Consider the following 19820-nt stretch of genomic DNA (forward strand, 5'->3'; position numbering starts at 1 on the left):
GCGGGCTAGCGTGTTTTGGTCGCAGAGACCAGGGAGAAGCGACTGTTTACTAAAAACACAGGTCCATGCGAAGTCGCAAGACGATGTATATGGACTGACGCCTGCCCGGTGCTGGAAGGTTAAGAGGACCGGTTAGCCTCACGGCGAAGCTGAGAATTTAAGCCCCAGTAAACGGCGGTGGTAACTATAACCATCCTAAGGTAGCGAAATTCCTTGTCGGGTAAGTTCCGACCTGCACGAATGGCGTAACGACTTCTCTACTGTCTCAACCATAGGCTCGGCGAAATTGCAGTACGAGTAAAGATGCTCGTTACGCGCGGCAGGACGGAAAGACCCCGGGACCTTTACTATAGTTTGGTATTGGTGTTCGGTTCGACTTGTGTAGGATAGGTGGGAGACTGTGAAGCTGTCACGCCAGTGGCGGTGGAGTCAACGTTGAAATACCACTCTGGTCGTACTGGATATCTAACTTAGGTCCATGATCTGGATCAGGGACAGTGCCTGATGGGTAGTTTAACTGGGGCGGTTGCCTCCTAAAGAGTAACGGAGGCGCCCAAAGGTTCCCTCAGCCTGGTTGGCAATCAGGTTTCGAGTGTAAGTGCACAAGGGAGCTTGACTGCGAGAGGGACATCTCGAGCAGGGACGAAAGTCGGGACTAGTGATCCGGCACCACCTTGTGGAAGGGGTGTCGCTCAACGGATAAAAGGTACCCCGGGGATAACAGGCTGATCTTGCCCAAGAGTCCATATCGACGGCATGGTTTGGCACCTCGATGTCGGCTCGTCGCATCCTGGGGCTGGAGTAGGTCCCAAGGGTTGGGCTGTTCGCCCATTAAAGCGGCACGCGAGCTGGGTTTAGAACGTCGTGAGACAGTTCGGTCCCTATCCGCCGCGCGCGCAGGAGTCTTGAGGAAGGCTGTCCCTAGTACGAGAGGACCGGGACGGACGAACCTCTGGTGTGCCAGTTGTTCCACCAGGAGCACGGCTGGTTAGCTACGTTCGGAAGGGATAACCGCTGAAAGCATCTAAGCGGGAAGCTCGTTCCAAGATGAGGACTCCCACCCTTTGTGGGGTAAGGCCCCCGGCTAGACCACCGGGTTGATAGGCCAGAAGTGGAAGCACCGTAAGGTGTGCAGCTGACTGGTACTAATAGGCCGAGGACTTACCACAAAAATGCTACGCGTCCACTGTGCGGTTCTGAAGAGACGGAACCGACGAGCACCCACCGGTCTAGCCACAGGTGGTGTGCCCCCGAACATCTTCATAGAGTTACGGCGGTCATAGCGAGAGGGAAACGCCCGGTCCCATTCCGAACCCGGAAGCTAAGCCTCCCAGCGCCGATGGTACTGCAACCGCCAGGTTGTGGGAGAGTAGGTCGCCGCCGGAACACCATTCCCAAAAGGGGAGGTCATTTGCGAGTAACTTCGCACGTGACCTCCCTTTTTGTCGTTCCACCCGCCGGGTTGACATCCTGGCGAATCCAGGGAGGCTGGATGGAGTGCGACGCTTCGGCGCCGTACACCGCACGGCCCACTGACGGGTCAGGCTCAGTCGATTCGGCTCTCGCTTGACCCCGAGCATCACCCGATCTCCGGACATGACCTTGATGTCCAGGTCCGCCGGCGCGGAAGCGCACCGGCCAACCACGTACACCGCAGTCCCAAATACACAGCGATGGAGTAGCCATGACGAACCCAGGCGACGGCGACCGGCCGGCCCGTAGAAGCGAACGGCGCGGCGGCGATGGCCGTGATGGTGGTCAAGGCGGCTCCCGCAACAGCGGTGGCCCTCAGGGTGACCGCCGGTCCGGCACTGACCGTCCCTTTGTGTCTCGTGACAGGCCCTTCGCTGATCGGCCGTCATCCGACCGCGCTGCCCCGCGGGCTGATCGGCCCGCTTACGGGCGAGCCGCAGACGCTCCCCGCGGAGAGCGGCCGTCGTACGACCGCGGCGCTCCTCCGCGTGGCGACCGTCCCGCTTACGGCCAGGCTCGTGATGGCCAGTCCCGCGGCAGCGGTCAGGGCTCGCGACCGTTCGAGCGCCGGCCCCCTCAGGACGACCGCGGCTTCGGCGACCGTCCGGCCCGGTCTGGCGACCGTCCGTATCAGGAGCGTCCGGCCCGCTCCGGCGATCGACCGTTCCAGGGCCGACCGCCCCGCAACGACGACCGCCCGTATCGACCGGCCTCGGATCGTCCCGGCACCGATCGATCCGGCTCCGACCGGCCGAGCTACGGCCGGCCGCCCCGGGACGATCGTGCACCGCGCGCCGACCAGGCCCAGCGCGACGAACGTCCGCGCTCGGACCGGCCCAGCTACGGCCGTCCTCCGGCCGATCGCGGCGGGTTCGATCGTGCCCCGCGCCGAGACACGGACCGCCCGTACAACGACCGAGGTCAAGGTGACCGCCCGGCGTACGGGCGCCCCGCCCAGTCCGATCGTGGTGGCCGCCCCTCCGGCTTCGAGAGCCAAGGACGCGCGCCGCGCGACGGCGACCGCCCGTACGGTGACCGGCCGTCGTTCGGGGGCCGTCCCGAACGCGGGGGCGAGCGTCCGGCCGACGATCGCGCACCGCGTCGCGACAGCGGCTCGTCGTTCGATCGGCGACCGCCGCGGTCCGACGACCGGGGGCCGTCGGATCGTGCGCCGCGTGCCGAAGGGCAGCGACCTTGGTCCGAGCGTCCGCCGCGTGAGAGCGACCGTCCGTCCTTCGGTCGTGGGCGAGATGACCGGCCGCCTGCGGTGGGGGATCGACGTCCGCCCCGCGACGGCGATCGTCCGGCCTACGGCCGACCGACCCGCGACGCGGATCGACCCACCTTCGGGCGTCCGCCGCGTGAGGACCGTCCGCCGCACCGCTACGACCGGGATGAACCGTTCTCCGGGGAAAGCTCCCGGCCGGCACCGAAGCGCACCGACTTCGGGAGCGACCTGAGCCGCGGCTTCGGAGCCGACACCAGAGGGCGTGATGAGCGCCCGGCTCGCGACGCGCGCCCGGCTCGTGATGAGCGCCCGGCTCGCGACGCGCGCCCGGCTCGTGATGATCGTCCGGCTCGTGACGAGCGTCCGGCTCGCGACGCGCGCCCGGTGCGCGACGATCGTGCGCCCAGGAGCGATCGCCCGGTCCGTGAGGATCGGCCGTCCCGTCCGTGGCAGGACCGCAGTGCAGCGCCCGATTCCCGTGGGCCGGCCCGCGCGTACGGAGATCGACCGGAACGAGGATCGGCACCGGAACGGGCGAACCGACCCGATCGTGGTGAGCGCCCGGCATGGCGGGACAAGCCGGCCGCGGACCGTCGTCCGGCCGGTGAACGACCGTCGAGCGCCTGGGCTGACCGTGAGGCCCCGAGGTTCGAACGACGAGAGCCCGACCGGGGCTCGCGTGTCCGCGAGGATGAGATCGGCGAGCGCTGGCCGGAGATCCCCGAGTGGGCCGATCCGCGCGAGCTGGACGCCGAGGTCCGTCGGGACCTGCGGGGTCTGAGCAAGGAAGGTAGCGAGTTCGTCGGCGCCCACCTGTTCATGGCCGGCATGCTGGCCGAGGAGGACCCGGCCCTGGCCTGGCGTCACGCCCGGGCAGCTCGTTCGAAGGGTGGCCGGATCGCCGTCGTACGGGAGACCGTCGGGCTGGTGGCCTACCACGCAGGCGAGTGGGCCGAGGCCATCGCGGAGTTGCGCGCGGCCCGGCGGATGAGTGGCGGGCCGGGGCAGTTGCCGGTCATCGCGGACTGCGAGCGCGCACTCGGACATCCGGAGAAGGCGATTGAACTGTCCCGCTCGGCCGAGGCGGCCGATTTGGATCCGGCGTCGGCGGCCGAGTTGCGCATCGTCGTCGCGGGAGCCCGCGCCGACCTCGGACAGCTCGATGCGGCGATTGCCTCGCTGGAGACCGCCGTGAACTCGGACAAGGTCGAGCCGTTCAGCGCTCGGCTGTTCTACGCCTACGCCGATCTGCTGCTGCAGGCCGGTCGCCGCGACGAAGCGATCAACTACTTCATGCGGGCGGCCGAGATCGATGTGGACGAGGAGACCGACGCCGGTGACCGACTGACCGAACTCGCCGGGGGCGACGTCGTCACCGACGAGGACCTCAGTGACGAGGAGGCCCTCGACGGCGAGCTCGATGCCGATCTGATCGATCCGGCCGATCAGGGTCAGTCCGCTGAATCGGGCGACGACAGCAGCGGCGACGCGACCAGTGGGTCAGTGTCCGACGTCGACGAAGGCACGCAGACCAGCGTTGCCGGAGCCGGTGCTTCCGGGATCGGCGTCCGTCACATGGAGGGCTCGGAAACTGCCGGGACCGACGCGGCCGGCTTCGAGGCCGCCGCCGACGAGGCCGCCGCCGATGAGACCGATGGCGACGAGGACGGCGACGTGTCCGACGTCGACGGCGCGGGAGCCCCGGACTACAGCGACGTCGACTTCGACGCCGAGGACCCGGATGCGCAGGAGATCGTCGACCAGGCGTCGTCTGCGGTCCAGGTCGATGACGAGCAGCCCAACGACGCCCTCGACGAGAGCATTGAGCGGGAGAAGCTGCCGGAGCGTCCGGCGTCCCGTCCGTCGGGACTGGGCTCCCTGTTCAGCCACGACGAGGGGGGCCGGTGACCGGCAGCCCGGCTCTGGCCGATCGATTCGACGCTCTGCTGCTCGACCTCGACGGCACCGTGTACCTCGGGGGTCAGGTGATCCCCGAGGTCGTGGAGTCGCTGACCGCGGCTGCGGCACGCGGCGCCCGGCCGATGTTCGTGACGAACAACGCGTCCCGGCATCCGGCCGATGTGGCCGACTCGTTGAACGGCATGGGCGTGGCCGCCCAGGCGGCCGACGTGTTGACCTCTCCGGAGGCGGCCGCCGCGATGCTCGCCGAAACCCATCCGGCCGGGTCGAAAGTGCTGATCGTCGGGGCCGCGGCCCTATCCGACGCGGTGGCCGACGCCGGGCTGGTCCCGGTCCGGCTGGCCGCGGACGCCCCGGTCGCCGTCGTGCAAGGGCACTCGCCCGACACCGGATGGCGTGATCTGGCCGAGGCCTGCATCGCGATCCGCTCCGGCGTCGACTGGGTGGCCAGCAACACGGACACCACCCTCCCGACCGATCGAGGTCTCCTTCCCGGGAACGGCGCCATGGTGCACGCTCTGATGGCGGCCACCGGTCTGGCTCCGCGGGTGGCCGGCAAGCCGAATCGCCCGCTGCTGGACGAAGCGGTACGCCGCGCCGGCTCCACGTCGCCGTTGGTGGTCGGCGACCGCCTGGACACCGACATCGAGGCTGCGGTCCTGGCCGATATGCCGAGCCTGATGGTCCTGACCGGTGTATCGACCGCGGCCGACCTGCTGGCCGCGCCGCCGTCCCGCCGGCCGACGTTCGTGTCGTTCGACCTGCGTGGTCTGCTCGACCCCGACCTCGTGGCCGAGTTGGACCCGACCCTGCCGTCGGGCTGGACGGTCGACCGGCGAGACGGATCACTGATGTTGTCCGGCTCCGGATCGGGCGACGGCGCGCAGCTCCGGGCCCTGGCCCAGTTGGCCGCGGCGGCGTGGAAACACGAGATGACGACGGTCAGTGCCGTCGGTGAACCGGCGGCGGCTGTGTTGACCCGCTTCGGGCTTGCCGACGCCGCCACGGCGGACTGATCCATCCGGCTGGGCTAGCGTGGAGTCGACGAGACCGTCGGCCGACGGCCGGAGGGAAGCAGGAGGAACTCGATGGACCAGCACCCACCCGGCAACCCGACGCCGAGTGTGGTTCCGCCCGGCCCGGTGGACCAGGTTCACGCTCTGGACGCCGTCGACGACGAACTGGCCCGACTGGCCGGAATGACCACTGCCGAACAGGTCGAGGTGTTCTCCCGCATTCACCAGCAGTTGACCTCGGCACTGGCCGCGACGGGAAGCCAGACCGGAGGTGGCCCCAGCGGTCCGGCGACCCAGCCGCCGAGCGGTCAGCAACGCCCGGGCCAGCAACAACCCGGCCAGCACCGTCCCGGTCAGCCGTCGGGCACGGTGCCAGGCGGGCACCGACCGGGCCAGCCGTCCGGGCCGCGGGGTCGCTGAGTGCGCCGCGCACGACTGGACGCCGAACTGGTTCGCCGGAAACTGGCTCGATCGCGGGAACATGCGGCTGACCTGATCAAGGCGGGCCGGGTGCAGGTCTCCGGGCAACTCGCGACCAAGGCGGCAACGGCGGTGGATCCGGCCGCGCCACTGCTGGTCACCGAGGACGTCGCCGACGAGAACTGGGCGTCCCGCGGTGCGCACAAACTGATCGGCGCGCTGGACGCGTTCTCGAGCGTGACGGTGGCCGGCCGCCGTTGCCTGGACGCCGGCGCCTCGACCGGAGGCTTCACCGACGTCCTGCTCCGCCGGGGCGCGGCCGAGGTCGTCGCCGTGGACGTGGGCTACGGCCAGTTGATCTGGCGCCTGCAGAACGACGAGCGGGTGCACATCTTCGACCGGACCAACGTCCGGACCATGACCCCGGAAGACGTCGGCGGTCCGGCCGAGTTGATCGTGGCCGATCTATCGTTCATCTCGTTATCCATGGTGCTGCCCGCGTTGATCGCGTGTGCGGCCCCCGGCGCCGACCTGGTGCCGATGGTCAAACCGCAGTTCGAAGTGGGCAAGGAACGTCTCGGGTCCGGGGGTGTGGTCCGGGACCCGGCTCTGCGGGCGACCGCGGTCGCCGAGGTCGCCGCCGCGGCCGGGCGGCTGGGCTGGGGAGTGGCCGGCGTGGTCGCCTCGCCCCTGCCTGGTCCCAGCGGGAACGTGGAGTTCTTCGCCCATCTCCGGGCCGACGCACCGGTTGATCCGGAACTGACGCGGGAACTGATCCGCGTCGCCATCGAGGAAGGCCCGTCATGACCGAACGCCGCATTCTGCTGGTTGCGCACACCGGTCGCGCCGACATCTATTCCACCGCAAGGCATGTGAAGAAGACGCTCGAGGCCGCGCAGATGGAACTGCTTGCCCTACCGGGTGAGGGGAGCGAGCTCGACCTGGCCATGCTCGACGACCCGTGGGCGATCGCCGACGGCGAGACATCCCCGGTGGAACTGGTACTGGCGCTCGGTGGTGACGGCACCCTGCTCCGAGCGGCCGAGGCGGCTCGACCGTTGCGGGCGCCGGTGATCGCCATCAACCTCGGCCGTGTCGGCTTCCTGGCCGAGGCCGACGCCGACCGCCTCGACGAGGTGCTCGGCGCGATCATCGCGAAGACGTACTCCCACACGCACCGGATGACGGTCGACGTCGACATCGAGCACAACGGCCGGATCGTCGACACCTGCTGGGCGCTCAACGAGGTCAGCGTCGAGAAGGCCACCCGGGAGCGGATCCTCGACGTGGTGGTCGAGGTCGATGGGCGAGGCGTCTCGGCCTTCGGGTGCGACGGCGTGCTCTGCGCCACCCCGACCGGGTCCACTGCCTACGCCTTCTCGGCCGGCGGCCCCATCATGTGGCCGGACGTCGAGGCCCTCCTGGTCGTCCCGTCCAACGCCCACGCCCTGTTCTCGCGGCCCATGGTGGTCTCACCGGACTCCGTCGTCTCCATCCACATCGACCCCTCCGGGCACGACGCGATCATCGCCTGCGACGGCCGCCGTACCCATGAGGTGCCGCGCGGCAGCAAGGTGCACGTGCGCCGGGGCGCGCAGGCCGTGACCATGATCAAACTGGGTGACCAGCCCTTCACCGACCGTCTGGTCGCGAAGTTCTCACTGCCGGTCCACGGATGGCGCGAACGCCGGTACTGATCGGCCAATGCCACCGCGGAGTGGCCCGGTGATGTCGGCGCCGTCCGATAGCGTGGCAACGTGCTCACCGAACTCCACATCAGCGGTCTCGGGGTGATCGACGACGCCGTCATCGAACCCCACACCGGGTTCACCGTGGTGACGGGCGAGACCGGCGCCGGCAAGACCATGGTCGTCACCGCGCTCGGCTTGTTGACGGGCGGGCGCGGTGACGCCGGACGGGTCAGGGTCGGCGTCGACCGCGCTGTGGTCGAGGCCCGGATCGCCGGACCGCTGGGTGACGCCGCACTCAAGACGCTGGACTCGGTCGGCGGCAGCACGGACGACGACGGATCGGTCATCCTCGTCCGTTCGGTCGGCGCGGATGGCCGCTCCCGCGGTCACATCGGGGGCCGCGCGGCGCCACTGAGCGCATTGGCCGAGATCAGCGAGCCGCTGATCGCCGTGCACGGCCAGTCGGAGGCGATCAGTCTCCTGCGCGGCGGACGGCAGCGGGCCGTACTGGACCGATTCGCCGGGTCGGACGCCGAGCTGGCCGCCTACCGCACAGCCCGGATCGCCTGGCAGCAGGCCGTTTCCGACCTGGCCGACCGGACGTCGCACGCGCGTGAGCGAGCCCAACGGGAACAGTTGCTCCGCCTCGGCGTCGACGAGATCGGCAAGGTCGACCCGCAGCCGGGGGAGGACGTCGATCTGATCGCGGAGGTTCGCCGGCTGGAGAACGCCGACGCCCTGCGGTCCGGCGCACAGCAGGCCCTCCAGGCTCTGACCGGCGAGTCGTCACCGGACGAACCCAATGCGGTCGGCCTGGTCGAGGGAGCGCGGAAGGTGCTCGAGGCGACATCGGACGAGCGACTGACCGCGGCCGCCGCCGCGCTGCACAGCGTGTCCGCGGTGGTGCTGGACACCGCCTCCGACCTCACGTCCTTCCTCGGTGATCTGGACGCCGATCCGGAACGGCTGGAAACGCTGCTGAACCGGCAGGCGGTACTGCGATCGCTCACCCGGCGGTACGGCGCGGACATCAACGCGGTGCTGGCCTGGCGTGCGGAAGCGGAAGCCGAACTTCGGACCCTCGACTCGTCCGAAGAGGCACTGGCCCAGCTGCGCGGCCGGTGCGCCGAGTTGGCCGCCGCCACGGCCGCGGCGGCGGTCGCGCTGACGAAGCGACGGCGGAAGGCGGCCGCCGAACTGGGGGAGCGGGCCACCGCGGAGCTCGCCCACCTGGCGATGGGCCGGGCCACTCTCTCGGTCACAGTCACGCAGCGGGCGGCGGATCCGGAGGCATCCGACGGACTGAAGGTCGGCCGCTCCTGGGTGAGCGCCGGCGTCGACGGGGTCGACCAGGTCGAGTTCGCGATGGTGGCTCACGCGGGAGCGCCGTTGCTGCCGATCGCCAAAGGTGCGTCCGGAGGCGAGCTCTCGCGCGTCATGCTGGCCGTCGAGGTGGTGCTGGCCGGCGCCGATCCGGTGGCCACCATGGTGTTCGACGAGGTCGACGCCGGAGTCGGCGGCCGAGCGGCGACCGAGATCGGACGACGGCTGGCCATGCTGGCCACCGATCACCAGGTGATCGTGGTGACTCACCTGGCGCAGGTGGCCGCCTTCGCCGACCGTCACTACGTGGTCGACGCCGGGCCGGGCGACGCGGTCGGGTCGTCGGCCGTCCACCAGGTGGAGAACGCGGCCCGGGAACTCGAGTTAGCCCGGATGCTCGGTGGTACCGACGGGGCCAGTGCTCGAGCGCATGCCTCGGACCTGCTGACCGCGGCCGGATCGGCCCGACCGGTCGGCGCCGGTCCGTCGGGCCGCACGGCAGGCAAACGAGCGGCCCGCACCCCGGGCTGACCCGACCGGGGCCTCCCGTTCGCCACCACCGCGTGCGGGACGATGATCCGAACACGTCACGACGATGGGATTCCTGTGAGACTGAGCCTGAAACCGGCAGCGGCGGCGCTGCTGGCCGCCACCCTCGCGCTGACCGCCTGCACATCCTCGTCCGGCACCTCGCCCAACCCATCGAGCCGAGCGTCGATCTCGGCGCCGTCCTCCGGTGCCGGCACCACCACCTCCGTCACCGCATCGGGGACCGCCAAGTCCTCCACCTCGGCGGGCCGCAACACCAAGCCGACGGCTCTGCCGTCGGGCGTCACGGCCCAGACGTTGCCGACCTCGGTGGCCAACGTGGTCGACAAGCGCAAGAACGTTGCGATCACCTCCTGCGCCGCGGTCAGTGGGGGCTGGGGCGCGAAGGGCACCGCGGTGAACCGGTCGCCGAAACCGGTGACGTACACGATCACCATCTTCTTCACCACCACGCAGGCGACGACCCTGGCCTCGGCGGCAACGAAGGTGACGGTCAAGTCCGGTCAGACCGCCAAGTGGAGCGCATCGGCGAAGTTGAAGGCGCCGCGCACCATGCTCTGCGTGCTGCGCGGCGTCGGCTGAGAGCGGCAACCCGACACCGGGACGAGCGATCCCGGAGGCCATCGGTAGGGCGCTGAGCTTCCGGTCCCGGCTCCCGTAGCCCGCCGGATTCGGCCGCGATCCAGGCGATTTTCGTCCCCATCAGGCGATTCGTCGCCGCGCCTCCCGCATTCGGGCCGGACGTGCTGTCAATATCGGCCCATGAAACTCTTGTCACGCCAGTCACGTGCGTTGCCAGGAGTCACGGGCGTCGCACGGGTGTCGCGACGTAGTGACACCTTGCTCAGTCGATTGGGCGACGGCGACATCGCCGTCGTCGACCACATCGACCTGGACCGGGCCACCGCGGATGCGTTGGTCAAATCCGGAGTCATCGCCGTGGTCAACGCCGCGCCGTCAATCTCCGGCCGCTACCCGAACCTCGGTCCGGAGATCCTGGTCGCGTCCGGGGTCATCCTGATCGACGGTGTGGGAGAGAAGATCTTCTCCCTGCTCAAGGACGGGGCCAAGGTCCGGCTCGACGGCAATGCCGTCTACCAGGGCGAGGACCTGATCGCCGAAGGGATCGAACAGACCCCCGAATCGGTCGCCGACCTGCTCATCGAGGCCAAGGCCGGCATGTCGGCCCAGCTCGAGGCCTTCGCGGCCAACGCCATCGAATACATGAAGCGGGAACGCACCCTGCTGCTCGACGGAGTCGGCATCCCCGAGGTGGCGACCAAGATCGCCGGCCGTCAGGTGCTGATCGTCGCCGCCGGAGCCGACACCAAGGCCGAGCTGAAGTCGTTGAAGAAGTACATCTCCGACTATCACCCGGTGCTGATCGGGGTCGACGGGGGCGCCGACGCGCTCCGGACGGCCGGCTACAAGCCGAACCTGATCATCGGCAACCCGGAGGAGATCGGTCCCGACACCCTTCGCGGTGGCGCGGAGGTCGTGATCCCGGCCGACATCGACGGGCACGCTCCTGGCCTGGAGCGGTTGCAGGACCTGGGTCTTGGCGCCGTCACCTTCCCGGCCACCGGTACCACCGAGGACCTGGCCCTGCTGCTCGCCGACGCCCGTGACGCCAGCCTCATCGTCACCGTCGGGATGCACACGACGCTCACCGACCTGCTCGACCACAAGGGCGGCTCCGCCTCCACCTTCCTGGTGCGGATGCGGGTGGCCAACAAGATCGTCGAGGCGCCGGCCGTCGCCCGGCTGTACAAGGCCAGGATCTCCTGGTGGCTGGTCGCCCTGTTGCTGATCGTGGCCGTCGCGGCCATCGTCGCGGCACTGCTCGTCTCCGACGTTTCGCACACCTACATCGATCTCGCCAGACAGTGGTGGAACGACTTCGTCAACTGGGTCAAGGGGCTTTTCTGATGATCTCCATGCGGTACCACATCGTCTCTCTGGCGGCGATCTTCCTGGCTCTGGCCCTGGGCATCGTCCTGGGTGCGACCAAGATCTCGTCGCCGATCCTGTCCGGACTGCAGTCGGACAAGACGGACCTGTCGAGCCAGAACACCCAGCTCTCCAGCGACAACACGTCGCTCACGGCGCGGGTGGCCTCGGACGACAAGTTCGCGTCGTCGGTGGGCAACCTCGCCGTCCGTGGCACCCTGCCGAACGCCACGGTCGTCCTGATCACCACCTCGGACGCCGACCCGGGTGACCGCGACGCCGTGCTGTCGCTCCTGGCCCGCGCCGGAGCGAAGGTCACCGCGCAGATCCAGCTCACGGCCAACTTCTCCGACCCCAGCCACGCGGACGACCTGCGCACGCTGGCCGCCCGGGTACTGCCCACCGGCGCCAAGCTCCCGGCCGTCTCCCAGGTCGGCGCGGTGGCGGGGGGATTGCTCGCCTCGGTGCTGCTGACCGACAAGGACGGAAAGGCCACCGCCCCGGCGGCCCAGGCCACCTCCGCCCTGTCGGCCCTGGCCAGTGGTGGATTCCTGCAGGCCTCCGGCACCGTGGTGCCCGGACGTCTGGTCGTCGTCCTCACCGGGGGCGCCGTCACCGGCGGCTCCGAGGCCGACCGGGCGGCGGCGATCGGTGACATGGCAGCGCAGCTCAAGACCGCAGCCGGTGGCGTCGTCGTGGCCGGACGTTCCGGATCCGAAGCAGCGACCGGGACCGTCGGCGTCGTGCGGGCCAACACGGCCGAGAGCGCCGTGGTCAGCACGGTGGACGACGTCGACACCTCCTCGGGTCGTCTGGCCGCGGTGCTCGCCCTGGTCGAGCAGAACGGTGGTGGGGTCGGTCGTTACGGGTTCGCCTCCAGCGCCCAGGCACAGATCCCCACCCTCGGCGTCGGCTGAGTCAACGCTTCACCGAACGGCCCGGCCTCGCGCACCTGTCGCGACGCCGGGCCGTTCGGCGTTTCCGGACCGTTCCGCGATTCCGGACCGACGGGGCAACTCGCCCGGGAATCGACGACGGGGTGTTAGGGTGAAATCCCGTGGAGTGATGGTCAGAAGATCATTGCCAGCACCGAGAATGCCTCAGGCCTTCGAGCACACGGGAGTCGTCTTGCCGGTAGCGGTTCATGTCACCAAACACATCTTCGTCACCGGTGGTGTTGCGTCGTCCCTGGGGAAGGGTCTGACGGCGTCCAGCCTCGGTCGACTGCTCACCTCCCGCGGTCTCCGGGTCACCATGCAGAAGCTGGACCCCTACCTGAACGTCGATCCCGGAACGATGAACCCGTTCCAGCACGGCGAGGTCTTCGTCACCGAGGACGGCGCCGAGACCGACCTCGACATCGGTCACTACGAACGCTTTCTGGATCGCAACCTCTCGGCCGACGCGAACGTGACGACGGGCAAGGTCTACTCCCGCGTCATCGCCCGCGAGCGCCGCGGCGAGTACCTGGGCGACACCGTGCAGGTCATCCCGCACATCACCAACGAGATCAAGGATCGGGTCACGGCCATGGCCGAACCGGACCGGGACGGGAACATCCCCGACGTCGTGATCACCGAGATCGGTGGCACCGTCGGCGATATCGAGTCGCTGCCGTTCCTCGAGGCGGCCCGGCAGGTGCGGCACGACCTGGGACGCGACAACGTCTTCTTCCTCCACGTCTCGCTCATCCCGTACCTGGCCCCGTCCGGGGAGCTCAAGACCAAGCCGACCCAGCACAGCGTCGCCGCCCTGCGCAACATCGGCATCCAGCCCGACGCGCTGGTCTGCCGGGCCGACCGCGACATCCCGGAGGGCCTGAAGCGGAAGATCTCGCTGATGTGCGACGTCGACGCCGAGGCCGTCATCGCCTGCCCCGATGCGCCGTCCATCTACGACATCCCGAAGGTGCTGCACACCGAAGGCCTGGACGCGTACGTCGTCCGCCGGCTCGGCCTGTCGTTCAAGGACGTCGACTGGACGCTCTGGGGTGATCTGCTGGAGCGGGTCCACCACCCGGCCGAGACGGTGCGGATCGCCCTGGTCGGCAAGTACATCGACCTGCCGGACGCGTACCTCTCGGTCACCGAGGCGCTCCGGGCCGGCGGCTTCGGCAACAACGCGAAGGTGGAGATCGTCTGGGTCGCGTCCGACAGCTGCCAGACGCCGGCCGGAGCGGCCGCGGCCCTGGGTGACGTCCAGGGGGTGCTCATCCCGGGTGGCTTCGGCGTCCGCGGCATCGAGGGCAAGCTCGGAGCCATCCAGTACGCGCGGACCAACAAGGTCCCGGTGCTGGGAATCTGCCTCGGCCTGCAGTGCATCGTCATCGAGGTGGCCCGCAACCTGGCCGGGCTCGGGGGTGCCAACTCGGCCGAGTTCGACGTGAACGCCGCCGATCCGGTGATCGCCACCATGGCCGACCAGACCGACGTCGTCGCCGGCGCGCGGGACATGGGCGGCACCATGCGGCTCGGGTCGTACCCGGCCCGGTTGGCCGAGGGCAGCCTGGTCTCGGAGATCTACGGCTCCACGTCGGTCACCGAACGGCACCGCCACCGCTACGAGGTCAACAACGCCTACCGAGAGGTTCTCGAGGCGGCCGGATTGCGTCTGTCCGGCACCTCGCCCGACTCGTCCCTGGTCGAGTTCGTCGAGATGGATCGCAGCCTGCACCCGTACCTGGTCGCCACCCAGGCCCACCCGGAGTTCAAGTCCCGCCCCACGGCGCCGCACCCGCTGTTCGCCTCGTTCGTCCGCGCCGCGCTGGACTACCTGGAGTCCGAGCGGCTGCCGATCGATTCCCCCGACGTGCTCGTCCAAGAGCCGGTCCCGGCCCTGTGAGCCGACTGTTCGAGGTCACCGACAGCGAGAAGGTGTGGTCCGGTCACATCGCGGCCGTACGGATCGACACGCTCGTGATGCCCGGCGGCGGAACCGCTCGGCGTGAGGTGGTCGAACACGACCGCGCGGTGGCCGTGGTCGCGCTGGACGACGAGGGCAGCGTGGTGCTGCTGGAGCAGTTCCGGCATCCGCTGCGCCGCCGGCTCTGGGAGCTGCCGGCCGGACTGATGGACTTCGCCGGCGAGTCCGCCCGATCGGCGGCGGAACGCGAACTGGGGGAGGAGACCGGACTCCACGCGGCGCACTGGTCGGTGCTGGTCGACATCGCCTCCTCGCCCGGATTCACCGACGAAGCGGTTCGGGTGTTCTTGGCCACCGGCCTGACTCACATCGGCCGGCAGGGCGACGTCCTGCACGAGGAGGCCGACCTGAAGGTCGTCCGGGTTCCCCTGGAGGTGGCCGTGCGCGGCGTCTTCCAGGGCCGGATCGTCAACGGATCGTCCGTCTCCGGCCTGCTGGCCGCGGCGGTGGCCCTCGGCATCGACACCGACATCACCGCCGCCTCGCTGCGGCCCGCAGACGACCCGTGGAACGACGCCAGCGCCGTCAGCCAAGGCCCCGGCATCCCGGACGCACCAGCGCTGGATGTCTGAACCGGTCGCCGCGGAGCCGTCGGCGGCGCTGCGGTCGGCGCTGCGCGGCTATCTGGACCACCTCGCGGTCGAACGGGGTGTGGCTCGCAACACGTTGCTGGCCTACCGCCGCGACCTGGAGCGGTACCTCACGTTCTGTGCCGAGGCCGGGTTGGACGCGGTGAACGACATCCGGCCGGAGCACGTCTCGGGCTATCTGATGGCCCTGCGCGAGGGGTCGGAAGGCCACCCGGCGCTGGCCCCGTCGTCGGCGGCGCGGGCGGTGGTGGCGGTTCGGGGGTGGCACCGGTTCCTGCTGGCCGAGTCGGCCACCGCCGACGATCCCTCCGGCGACGTGCACCCGCCGGCGGCGGCGAAACGGCTGCCCAAGGCGCTGCCGGTGGAACTGATCACGGCGATCCTGGAATCGGCCTCCGGGGACGACCCGCGATCCCTCCGCGATCGGGCGTTGCTGGAGTTCCTGTACGCCACCGGTGCCCGGATCAGCGAGGCCGTCGGACTCGACCTGGACGACCTCCCGGACGCCGGCGCGCCGGTGGTCCGCTTGCGGGGCAAGGGATCCAAAGAGCGAATGGTTCCGGTGGGCTCGTTCGCCACCGACGCCATCTCGGCCTATCTGGTGCGGGGCCGGCCGGCCCTGGCCGCGGCCGGCAAGGGTACGCCGGCCGTCTTCCTGAACATCCGCGGCGGACGGCTGTCCCGGCAGTCGGCGTGGACGGTGCTGCGTGACGCGGCCGAGAAGTCCGGCGTCTCCGCGCAGCGAGGACCGGTGTCCCCGCACACCCTGCGGCACTCCTTCGCCACCCACCTGCTGGAGGGCGGCGCCGACGTCCGCTCCGTCCAGGAGCTTCTCGGCCACGCGTCGGTGACGACCACCCAGATCTACACGCTGGTGACGGTCGACTCGCTGCGGGAGATCTACGCCCTGGCCCACCCACGAGCCCGCTGATCGGACAGCGATGGGCGGGTTCGGCGCGCCGTCGCCGCGCGGGTCGTCTTGGTCCTTTGGCCCCCGCGCCTCTACCCTGGGGTGGTCGTCGGGATGACGACAGGAGAGAAGTGGGAGTATCGGGACCGATGAGCCATCCGGACGACGCAGCGTGGATCGCCGCCGCCGGGGCACCCCGACCCGCGGATGCATCCTCCGCGGACATCTTTCCCCGTTACGACCGGCCGGTTCCGGCCGCTACAGCGACCGATGACGCCGCCGATCCGGACCCCCAGGTCCAGGAGTCGGTCGACGTGGCCGAGGTGGTCTCCTCTTTCGAACCGGTGGCCGACGACGCGCAGATCCACGTCGACGACGCGTTCGACCCGATCGCCGAGGCGCAGGGCACACCCGACCGCGAAGTGGCCGAAGTCGATGCGGTTGAGTCGGACGACGCGACGCCCGGTGACCAGGAGATCGTCCCGGCCCTGATCCCGAAGCCGGCTCCCGCCGAGGCCGAACTGGGCCCCACCGGCCGTCCACGGCGCGTCATCCCGGAACCGGCCGTCCTGAACTCGCACGGCCCGGCCCGGGTCATCGCCATGTGCAACCAGAAGGGCGGGGTCGGCAAGACGACCACCACCCTGAACCTCGGGGCCTCGCTGGCCGAGTACGGCCGACGGGTGCTGCTGGTCGACCTGGATCCGCAAGGGGCACTGTCGGCCGGGCTCGGGGTGCCGTCGCACGAACTCGACCACACCATCTACAACCTGATGCTCGAGCGGAACACCACGATCACCGACGTGCTGGTGCCGACCCGCGTCCCCGGGCTCGACCTGCTCCCGGCCAACATCGACCTGTCCGCGGCCGAGGTCCAGCTGATCAACGAGGTGGGCCGCGAGCACACCCTGGCCCGGGCGCTGCGGCCGATGTTGCACGAGTACGACTACATCCTGATCGACTGCCAGCCGTCCCTCGGGCTGCTCACGGTGAACGCCCTGGCGTGCGCGCACGGCGTGATCATGCCGGTGGCGGCCGAGTTCTTCTCCCTCCGTGGGGTGGCCCTGCTGGTCGACACGATCGACAAGGTCAAGGATCGGATCAACCCCGATCTCGAGGTTGACGGGGTGCTCGTCACCATGTTCGACGGACGCACCGTCCATGCCCGTGACGTGGTCGCGATGCTCGTGCAGCGGTTCGGCGACGAGGTCTACGACACCGTGGTCTCCCGGACCGTGAAATTCCCGGAGACGACGGTGGCCGGCGAGCCGATCACCACCTACGCCCCGACATCGCCTGCGGCCGAAGCGTTCCGCGCCCTCGCACGGGAAGTGATCGCAAGATGACCACGCGGGCGGGGACCCTACCCCCGGCCGCGGTATCGCTGGAATCCGCCGATTCTTCGGTGCTGCCCAGCACGCGGCCGTCATTCCACGTGCATCTGGAGAATTTCGAGGGTCCGTTCGATCTGTTGCTGCAATTGATCGGGCAACGGCGAATGGACGTCACCGACGTGGCGCTGCACACCGTCACCGACGATTTCATCCGGCACATCCGCACCATGGGCCCGGACGTCGATCTCGGGGTGGTGACCGAATTCCTGGTCGTGGCGGCGACCCTGCTCGACCTGAAAGCGGCCCGGCTGCTGCCCGACGGCGAGGTGGAGGACAACGCCGACATCGATCTGCTCGAGGCGCGCGACCTGCTCTTCGCGCGGCTCCTGGCCTACCGGGCGTACCAGCAGGTCACCGTGCTGTTCCAGGAGCTGGAAGCCAGTGCGCTGCGCCGGTACCCGCGCGCGGTGACGCTGGAGGACCGCTACCTGGGCCTGCTGCCCGAGGTGCAACTCGGCATGGACGCCGAGACATTCGCCGAATTGGCGACCTCGGTGTTCCGGCCGAAACCACCGCCGCCCGGAGTTTCGCTCGACCACATCCATTCCTCGCCGGTGTCGGTGGCCGCGCACACCGCTGCCATCCGGGAATTGCTCGAGCTGCGGCGGGTGGCCACGTTCGGCGAATTGATCGCCGGATGCACCCAGACGATGGAGGTCATCGCGCGCTTCCTGGGTCTGCTGAACCTCTTCCGCGAGGCTGCGGTTGCCTTCGACCAACCGGAACCGTTGGGGCTGTTGACCGTTCGGTGGACCGGCGACGAAGCGGACCCGGCCGGTATCGCCGTCGACGAGGAGTACGAGTGAACACACAGGACGCCGACGTGGCGATGACGCCGGACGTGATCAATCGAAATTCGCCGACTGACGCCGCGCCGACCGACGCCGCGCTGGACGACAGCGCTTCGGTCGACGCCTCGCTGGACGGCTCGGCGCTGGACGACAGTGCTTCGGTTGGCCCGGTGCCGGACGACTCGGCCCTGGAAGACCTGCCGCTGGAGGCCACCTTCGGCGTCGTCGCGGACGAAGACGTCGTCGGCGCGCTCGAGGCGGTCCTGCTGGTGGTCGACTCGCCCGTCACCGAGGCGTCGCTGGCCACCGCGATTGGACACGGCGCCGATCGGGTGCAGGCGGAATTGTTCCGGCTGGCCCAGCGCTATACAGATGCCGGCTCCGGTATCGAGCTGCGGCAGCTCGGCGGCGGTTGGCGCTTCTACACCCGCGACCGGTTCGCCCCGGTGGTGGAACGTTTCGTCTTGGACGGCCAGCAGACCCGGCTGTCCAAGGCGGCCCTGGAGACCCTGGCCGTCATCGCCTATCGGCAGCCCGTCACCCGGGCCCGTATTGCCGGCGTCCGCGGCGTCAACGTCGACGGCGTCATCCGCACCCTGGTCGCCCGTGGCCTGATCGAAGAGGTCGGAACGGACGCCGAGACCGGCGGCCTGCTCTACCGCACCACCGAGTTGTTCATCGAACGACTCGGGCTCTCCAGCCTCGAGGATCTTCCTTCCCTTGGCCCCCTGCTCCCGGAAATTGACTCCCTCGAAGATGACTGACAACACACCGTCCAAGAAGCGCACGTCCACCCGCCTGAAGAACACCGGCCGGATCAACCCCGGTGACCTCGACAGCGACACCGGCGACGACGCCAACGCCGACGGCGTGCGCCTGCAGAAGGTGCTGGCCGCGGCCGGCGTCGCCTCCCGCCGCAAGGCCGAGGAGCTGATCAAGCTCGGCCGGGTCAAGGTCGACGGCATCGTCGTCAAGGAGATGGGCCTGCGCATCGACCCGGCGAACGCCGTCGTGCACGTCGACGGCAACCGGATCGTGGTCAAGGAGGACAACGTCTACCTGGCCCTGAACAAGATGCCGGGAATGCTGTCCACCATGTCGGACGAACTGGGCCGCCCCCACATCGGGCAGCTGCTGGTCGACCGGCCGGAGCGGCTGTTCCACGTCGGCCGCCTGGACATGGACTCCGAGGGGCTGCTGCTCCTGACCAACGACGGTGAACTGGCCCACCGGCTCACCCACCCGTCCTACAACGTCATGAAGACCTACATGGCCGAGATCCCGGGACCCGTCCCGCGCGACCTCGGCCGCCGCCTGCGGGCCGGCGTGGAACTGGACGACGGCATCGCCAAGGTCGATCACTTCGAGGTGGTCGACCTGCACGCCGGTCGGGCCGTGGTCGAGGTGGTGCTGCACGAAGGTCGCAAGCACATCGTCCGCCGCATGCTGGCCGAGGTCGGCCACCCGGTGTCGCGGCTGGTCCGGACCAAGATCGGCGACGTCCAGCTCGGTCACCAGCGTCCGGGCACCCTGCGCAAGCTGAACCCGGTCGAGATCGCGTTGCTCTACAAGGCGGTCGGCCTGTGACCACGGCTTCCCCTGGGTCGCGATCGTCGGGCGAGAAGTCGGGTGAGGCCGGCAGC

The 19820-nt window shown here is 69.3% G+C and carries 16 protein-coding genes and 2 rRNA genes (1 of these 18 cut by a window edge); all 18 read left to right on the plus strand.

The window, feature by feature from the left end:
- Positions 1-1169, plus strand: a 23S ribosomal RNA gene (locus BLS97_RS14200) (it extends 1936 nt beyond the left edge of the window).
- Positions 1170-1269: 100 nt separating this feature from the next.
- Positions 1270-1386: ribosomal RNA gene (gene rrf, locus BLS97_RS14205) — 5S ribosomal RNA — on the plus strand.
- 1699 nt (positions 1387-3085) lie between these two features.
- Positions 3086-4609, plus strand: a complete 1524-nt coding sequence (locus BLS97_RS14210; RefSeq protein ID WP_157695424.1) for a tetratricopeptide repeat protein — start codon at positions 3086-3088, stop codon at positions 4607-4609.
- The gene (locus BLS97_RS14215; RefSeq protein ID WP_231988108.1) at positions 4606-5637 is read left to right on the plus strand and encodes an HAD-IIA family hydrolase; all 1032 of its coding nucleotides are present in this window, start codon (positions 4606-4608) and stop codon (positions 5635-5637) included. Before BLS97_RS14210 ends, BLS97_RS14215 begins: the two co-directional genes overlap by 4 nt.
- Positions 5638-5709: 72 nt before the next feature.
- The gene (locus tag BLS97_RS14220) at positions 5710-6057 is read left to right on the plus strand and encodes a hypothetical protein (RefSeq protein ID WP_090476892.1); all 348 of its coding nucleotides are present in this window, start codon (positions 5710-5712) and stop codon (positions 6055-6057) included.
- Positions 6058-6864 carry a TlyA family RNA methyltransferase gene (locus BLS97_RS14225; RefSeq protein WP_197676184.1) on the plus strand — a complete coding sequence of 269 codons (807 nt, stop codon included), beginning with the start codon at positions 6058-6060 and terminating at the stop codon, positions 6862-6864.
- Positions 6861-7754: an NAD kinase gene (locus BLS97_RS14230; RefSeq protein WP_090476894.1), complete on the plus strand. Its 894-nt coding sequence runs from the start codon at positions 6861-6863 to the stop codon at positions 7752-7754. The genes BLS97_RS14225 and BLS97_RS14230 overlap by 4 nt, the downstream gene beginning before the upstream one ends.
- 60 nt (positions 7755-7814) lie before the next feature.
- Positions 7815-9602, plus strand: a complete 1788-nt coding sequence (recN, locus tag BLS97_RS14235; protein WP_090476896.1) for a DNA repair protein RecN — start codon at positions 7815-7817, stop codon at positions 9600-9602.
- Between the two features lie 75 nt (positions 9603-9677).
- Positions 9678-10202, plus strand: coding sequence for a hypothetical protein (locus BLS97_RS14240; RefSeq protein WP_090476898.1), 525 nt, complete (start codon positions 9678-9680; stop codon positions 10200-10202).
- A 180-nt stretch (positions 10203-10382) separates the two neighbouring features.
- Positions 10383-11549, plus strand: coding sequence for a putative cytokinetic ring protein SteA (steA, locus tag BLS97_RS14245; protein ID WP_090476899.1), 1167 nt, complete (start codon positions 10383-10385; stop codon positions 11547-11549).
- Positions 11549-12487 carry a copper transporter gene (locus tag BLS97_RS14250; protein WP_090476901.1) on the plus strand — a complete coding sequence of 313 codons (939 nt, stop codon included), beginning with the start codon at positions 11549-11551 and terminating at the stop codon, positions 12485-12487. The genes steA and BLS97_RS14250 overlap by 1 nt, the downstream gene beginning before the upstream one ends.
- A gap of 211 nt (positions 12488-12698) precedes the next feature.
- Positions 12699-14411 (plus strand): CTP synthase, encoded by a 1713-nt coding sequence (locus tag BLS97_RS14255; RefSeq protein ID WP_231988110.1) that lies wholly within the window; start codon positions 12699-12701, stop codon positions 14409-14411.
- On the plus strand, positions 14408-15064 hold the full coding sequence (locus BLS97_RS14260) for an NUDIX domain-containing protein (RefSeq protein ID WP_231988111.1): 657 nt from the start codon (positions 14408-14410) through the stop codon (positions 15062-15064). The genes BLS97_RS14255 and BLS97_RS14260 overlap by 4 nt, the downstream gene beginning before the upstream one ends.
- Complete coding sequence (locus BLS97_RS14265) at positions 15057-16013, plus strand: site-specific tyrosine recombinase XerD (protein ID WP_090476905.1); 957 nt, start codon at positions 15057-15059, stop codon at positions 16011-16013. Before BLS97_RS14260 ends, BLS97_RS14265 begins: the two co-directional genes overlap by 8 nt.
- A gap of 455 nt (positions 16014-16468) precedes the next feature.
- Entirely contained in the window at positions 16469-17338 is an 870-nt protein-coding gene (locus BLS97_RS14270; RefSeq protein WP_172832378.1) for a ParA family protein, read from the plus strand.
- On the plus strand, positions 17335-18192 hold the full coding sequence (locus BLS97_RS14275) for a segregation and condensation protein A (RefSeq protein ID WP_090476907.1): 858 nt from the start codon (positions 17335-17337) through the stop codon (positions 18190-18192). Before BLS97_RS14270 ends, BLS97_RS14275 begins: the two co-directional genes overlap by 4 nt.
- Complete coding sequence (gene scpB, locus BLS97_RS14280) at positions 18189-18941, plus strand: SMC-Scp complex subunit ScpB (protein WP_231988112.1); 753 nt, start codon at positions 18189-18191, stop codon at positions 18939-18941. The genes BLS97_RS14275 and scpB overlap by 4 nt, the downstream gene beginning before the upstream one ends.
- Complete coding sequence (locus tag BLS97_RS14285; protein ID WP_090476909.1) at positions 18934-19764, plus strand: pseudouridine synthase; 831 nt, start codon at positions 18934-18936, stop codon at positions 19762-19764. Before scpB ends, BLS97_RS14285 begins: the two co-directional genes overlap by 8 nt.
- Positions 19765-19820: the final 56 nt, after the last annotated feature.

Origin of the sequence: Nakamurella panacisegetis (assembly GCF_900104535.1) — a bacterium.
Taxonomy (GTDB): domain Bacteria; phylum Actinomycetota; class Actinomycetes; order Mycobacteriales; family Nakamurellaceae; genus Nakamurella; species Nakamurella panacisegetis.

Coding starts and splice junctions, on each gene's coding strand:
- BLS97_RS14220 (WP_090476892.1), top strand. CDS start 5,710: ATGGACCAGCACCCACCCGGCAACCCGACGCCGAGTGTGGTTCCGCCC.
- BLS97_RS14230 (WP_090476894.1), top strand. CDS start 6,861: ATGACCGAACGCCGCATTCTGCTGGTTGCGCACACCGGTCGCGCCGAC.
- steA (WP_090476899.1), top strand. CDS start 10,383: ATGAAACTCTTGTCACGCCAGTCACGTGCGTTGCCAGGAGTCACGGGC.
- BLS97_RS14250 (WP_090476901.1), top strand. CDS start 11,549: ATGATCTCCATGCGGTACCACATCGTCTCTCTGGCGGCGATCTTCCTG.
- BLS97_RS14265 (WP_090476905.1), top strand. CDS start 15,057: ATGTCTGAACCGGTCGCCGCGGAGCCGTCGGCGGCGCTGCGGTCGGCG.
- BLS97_RS14275 (WP_090476907.1), top strand. CDS start 17,335: ATGACCACGCGGGCGGGGACCCTACCCCCGGCCGCGGTATCGCTGGAA.
- BLS97_RS14285 (WP_090476909.1), top strand. CDS start 18,934: ATGACTGACAACACACCGTCCAAGAAGCGCACGTCCACCCGCCTGAAG.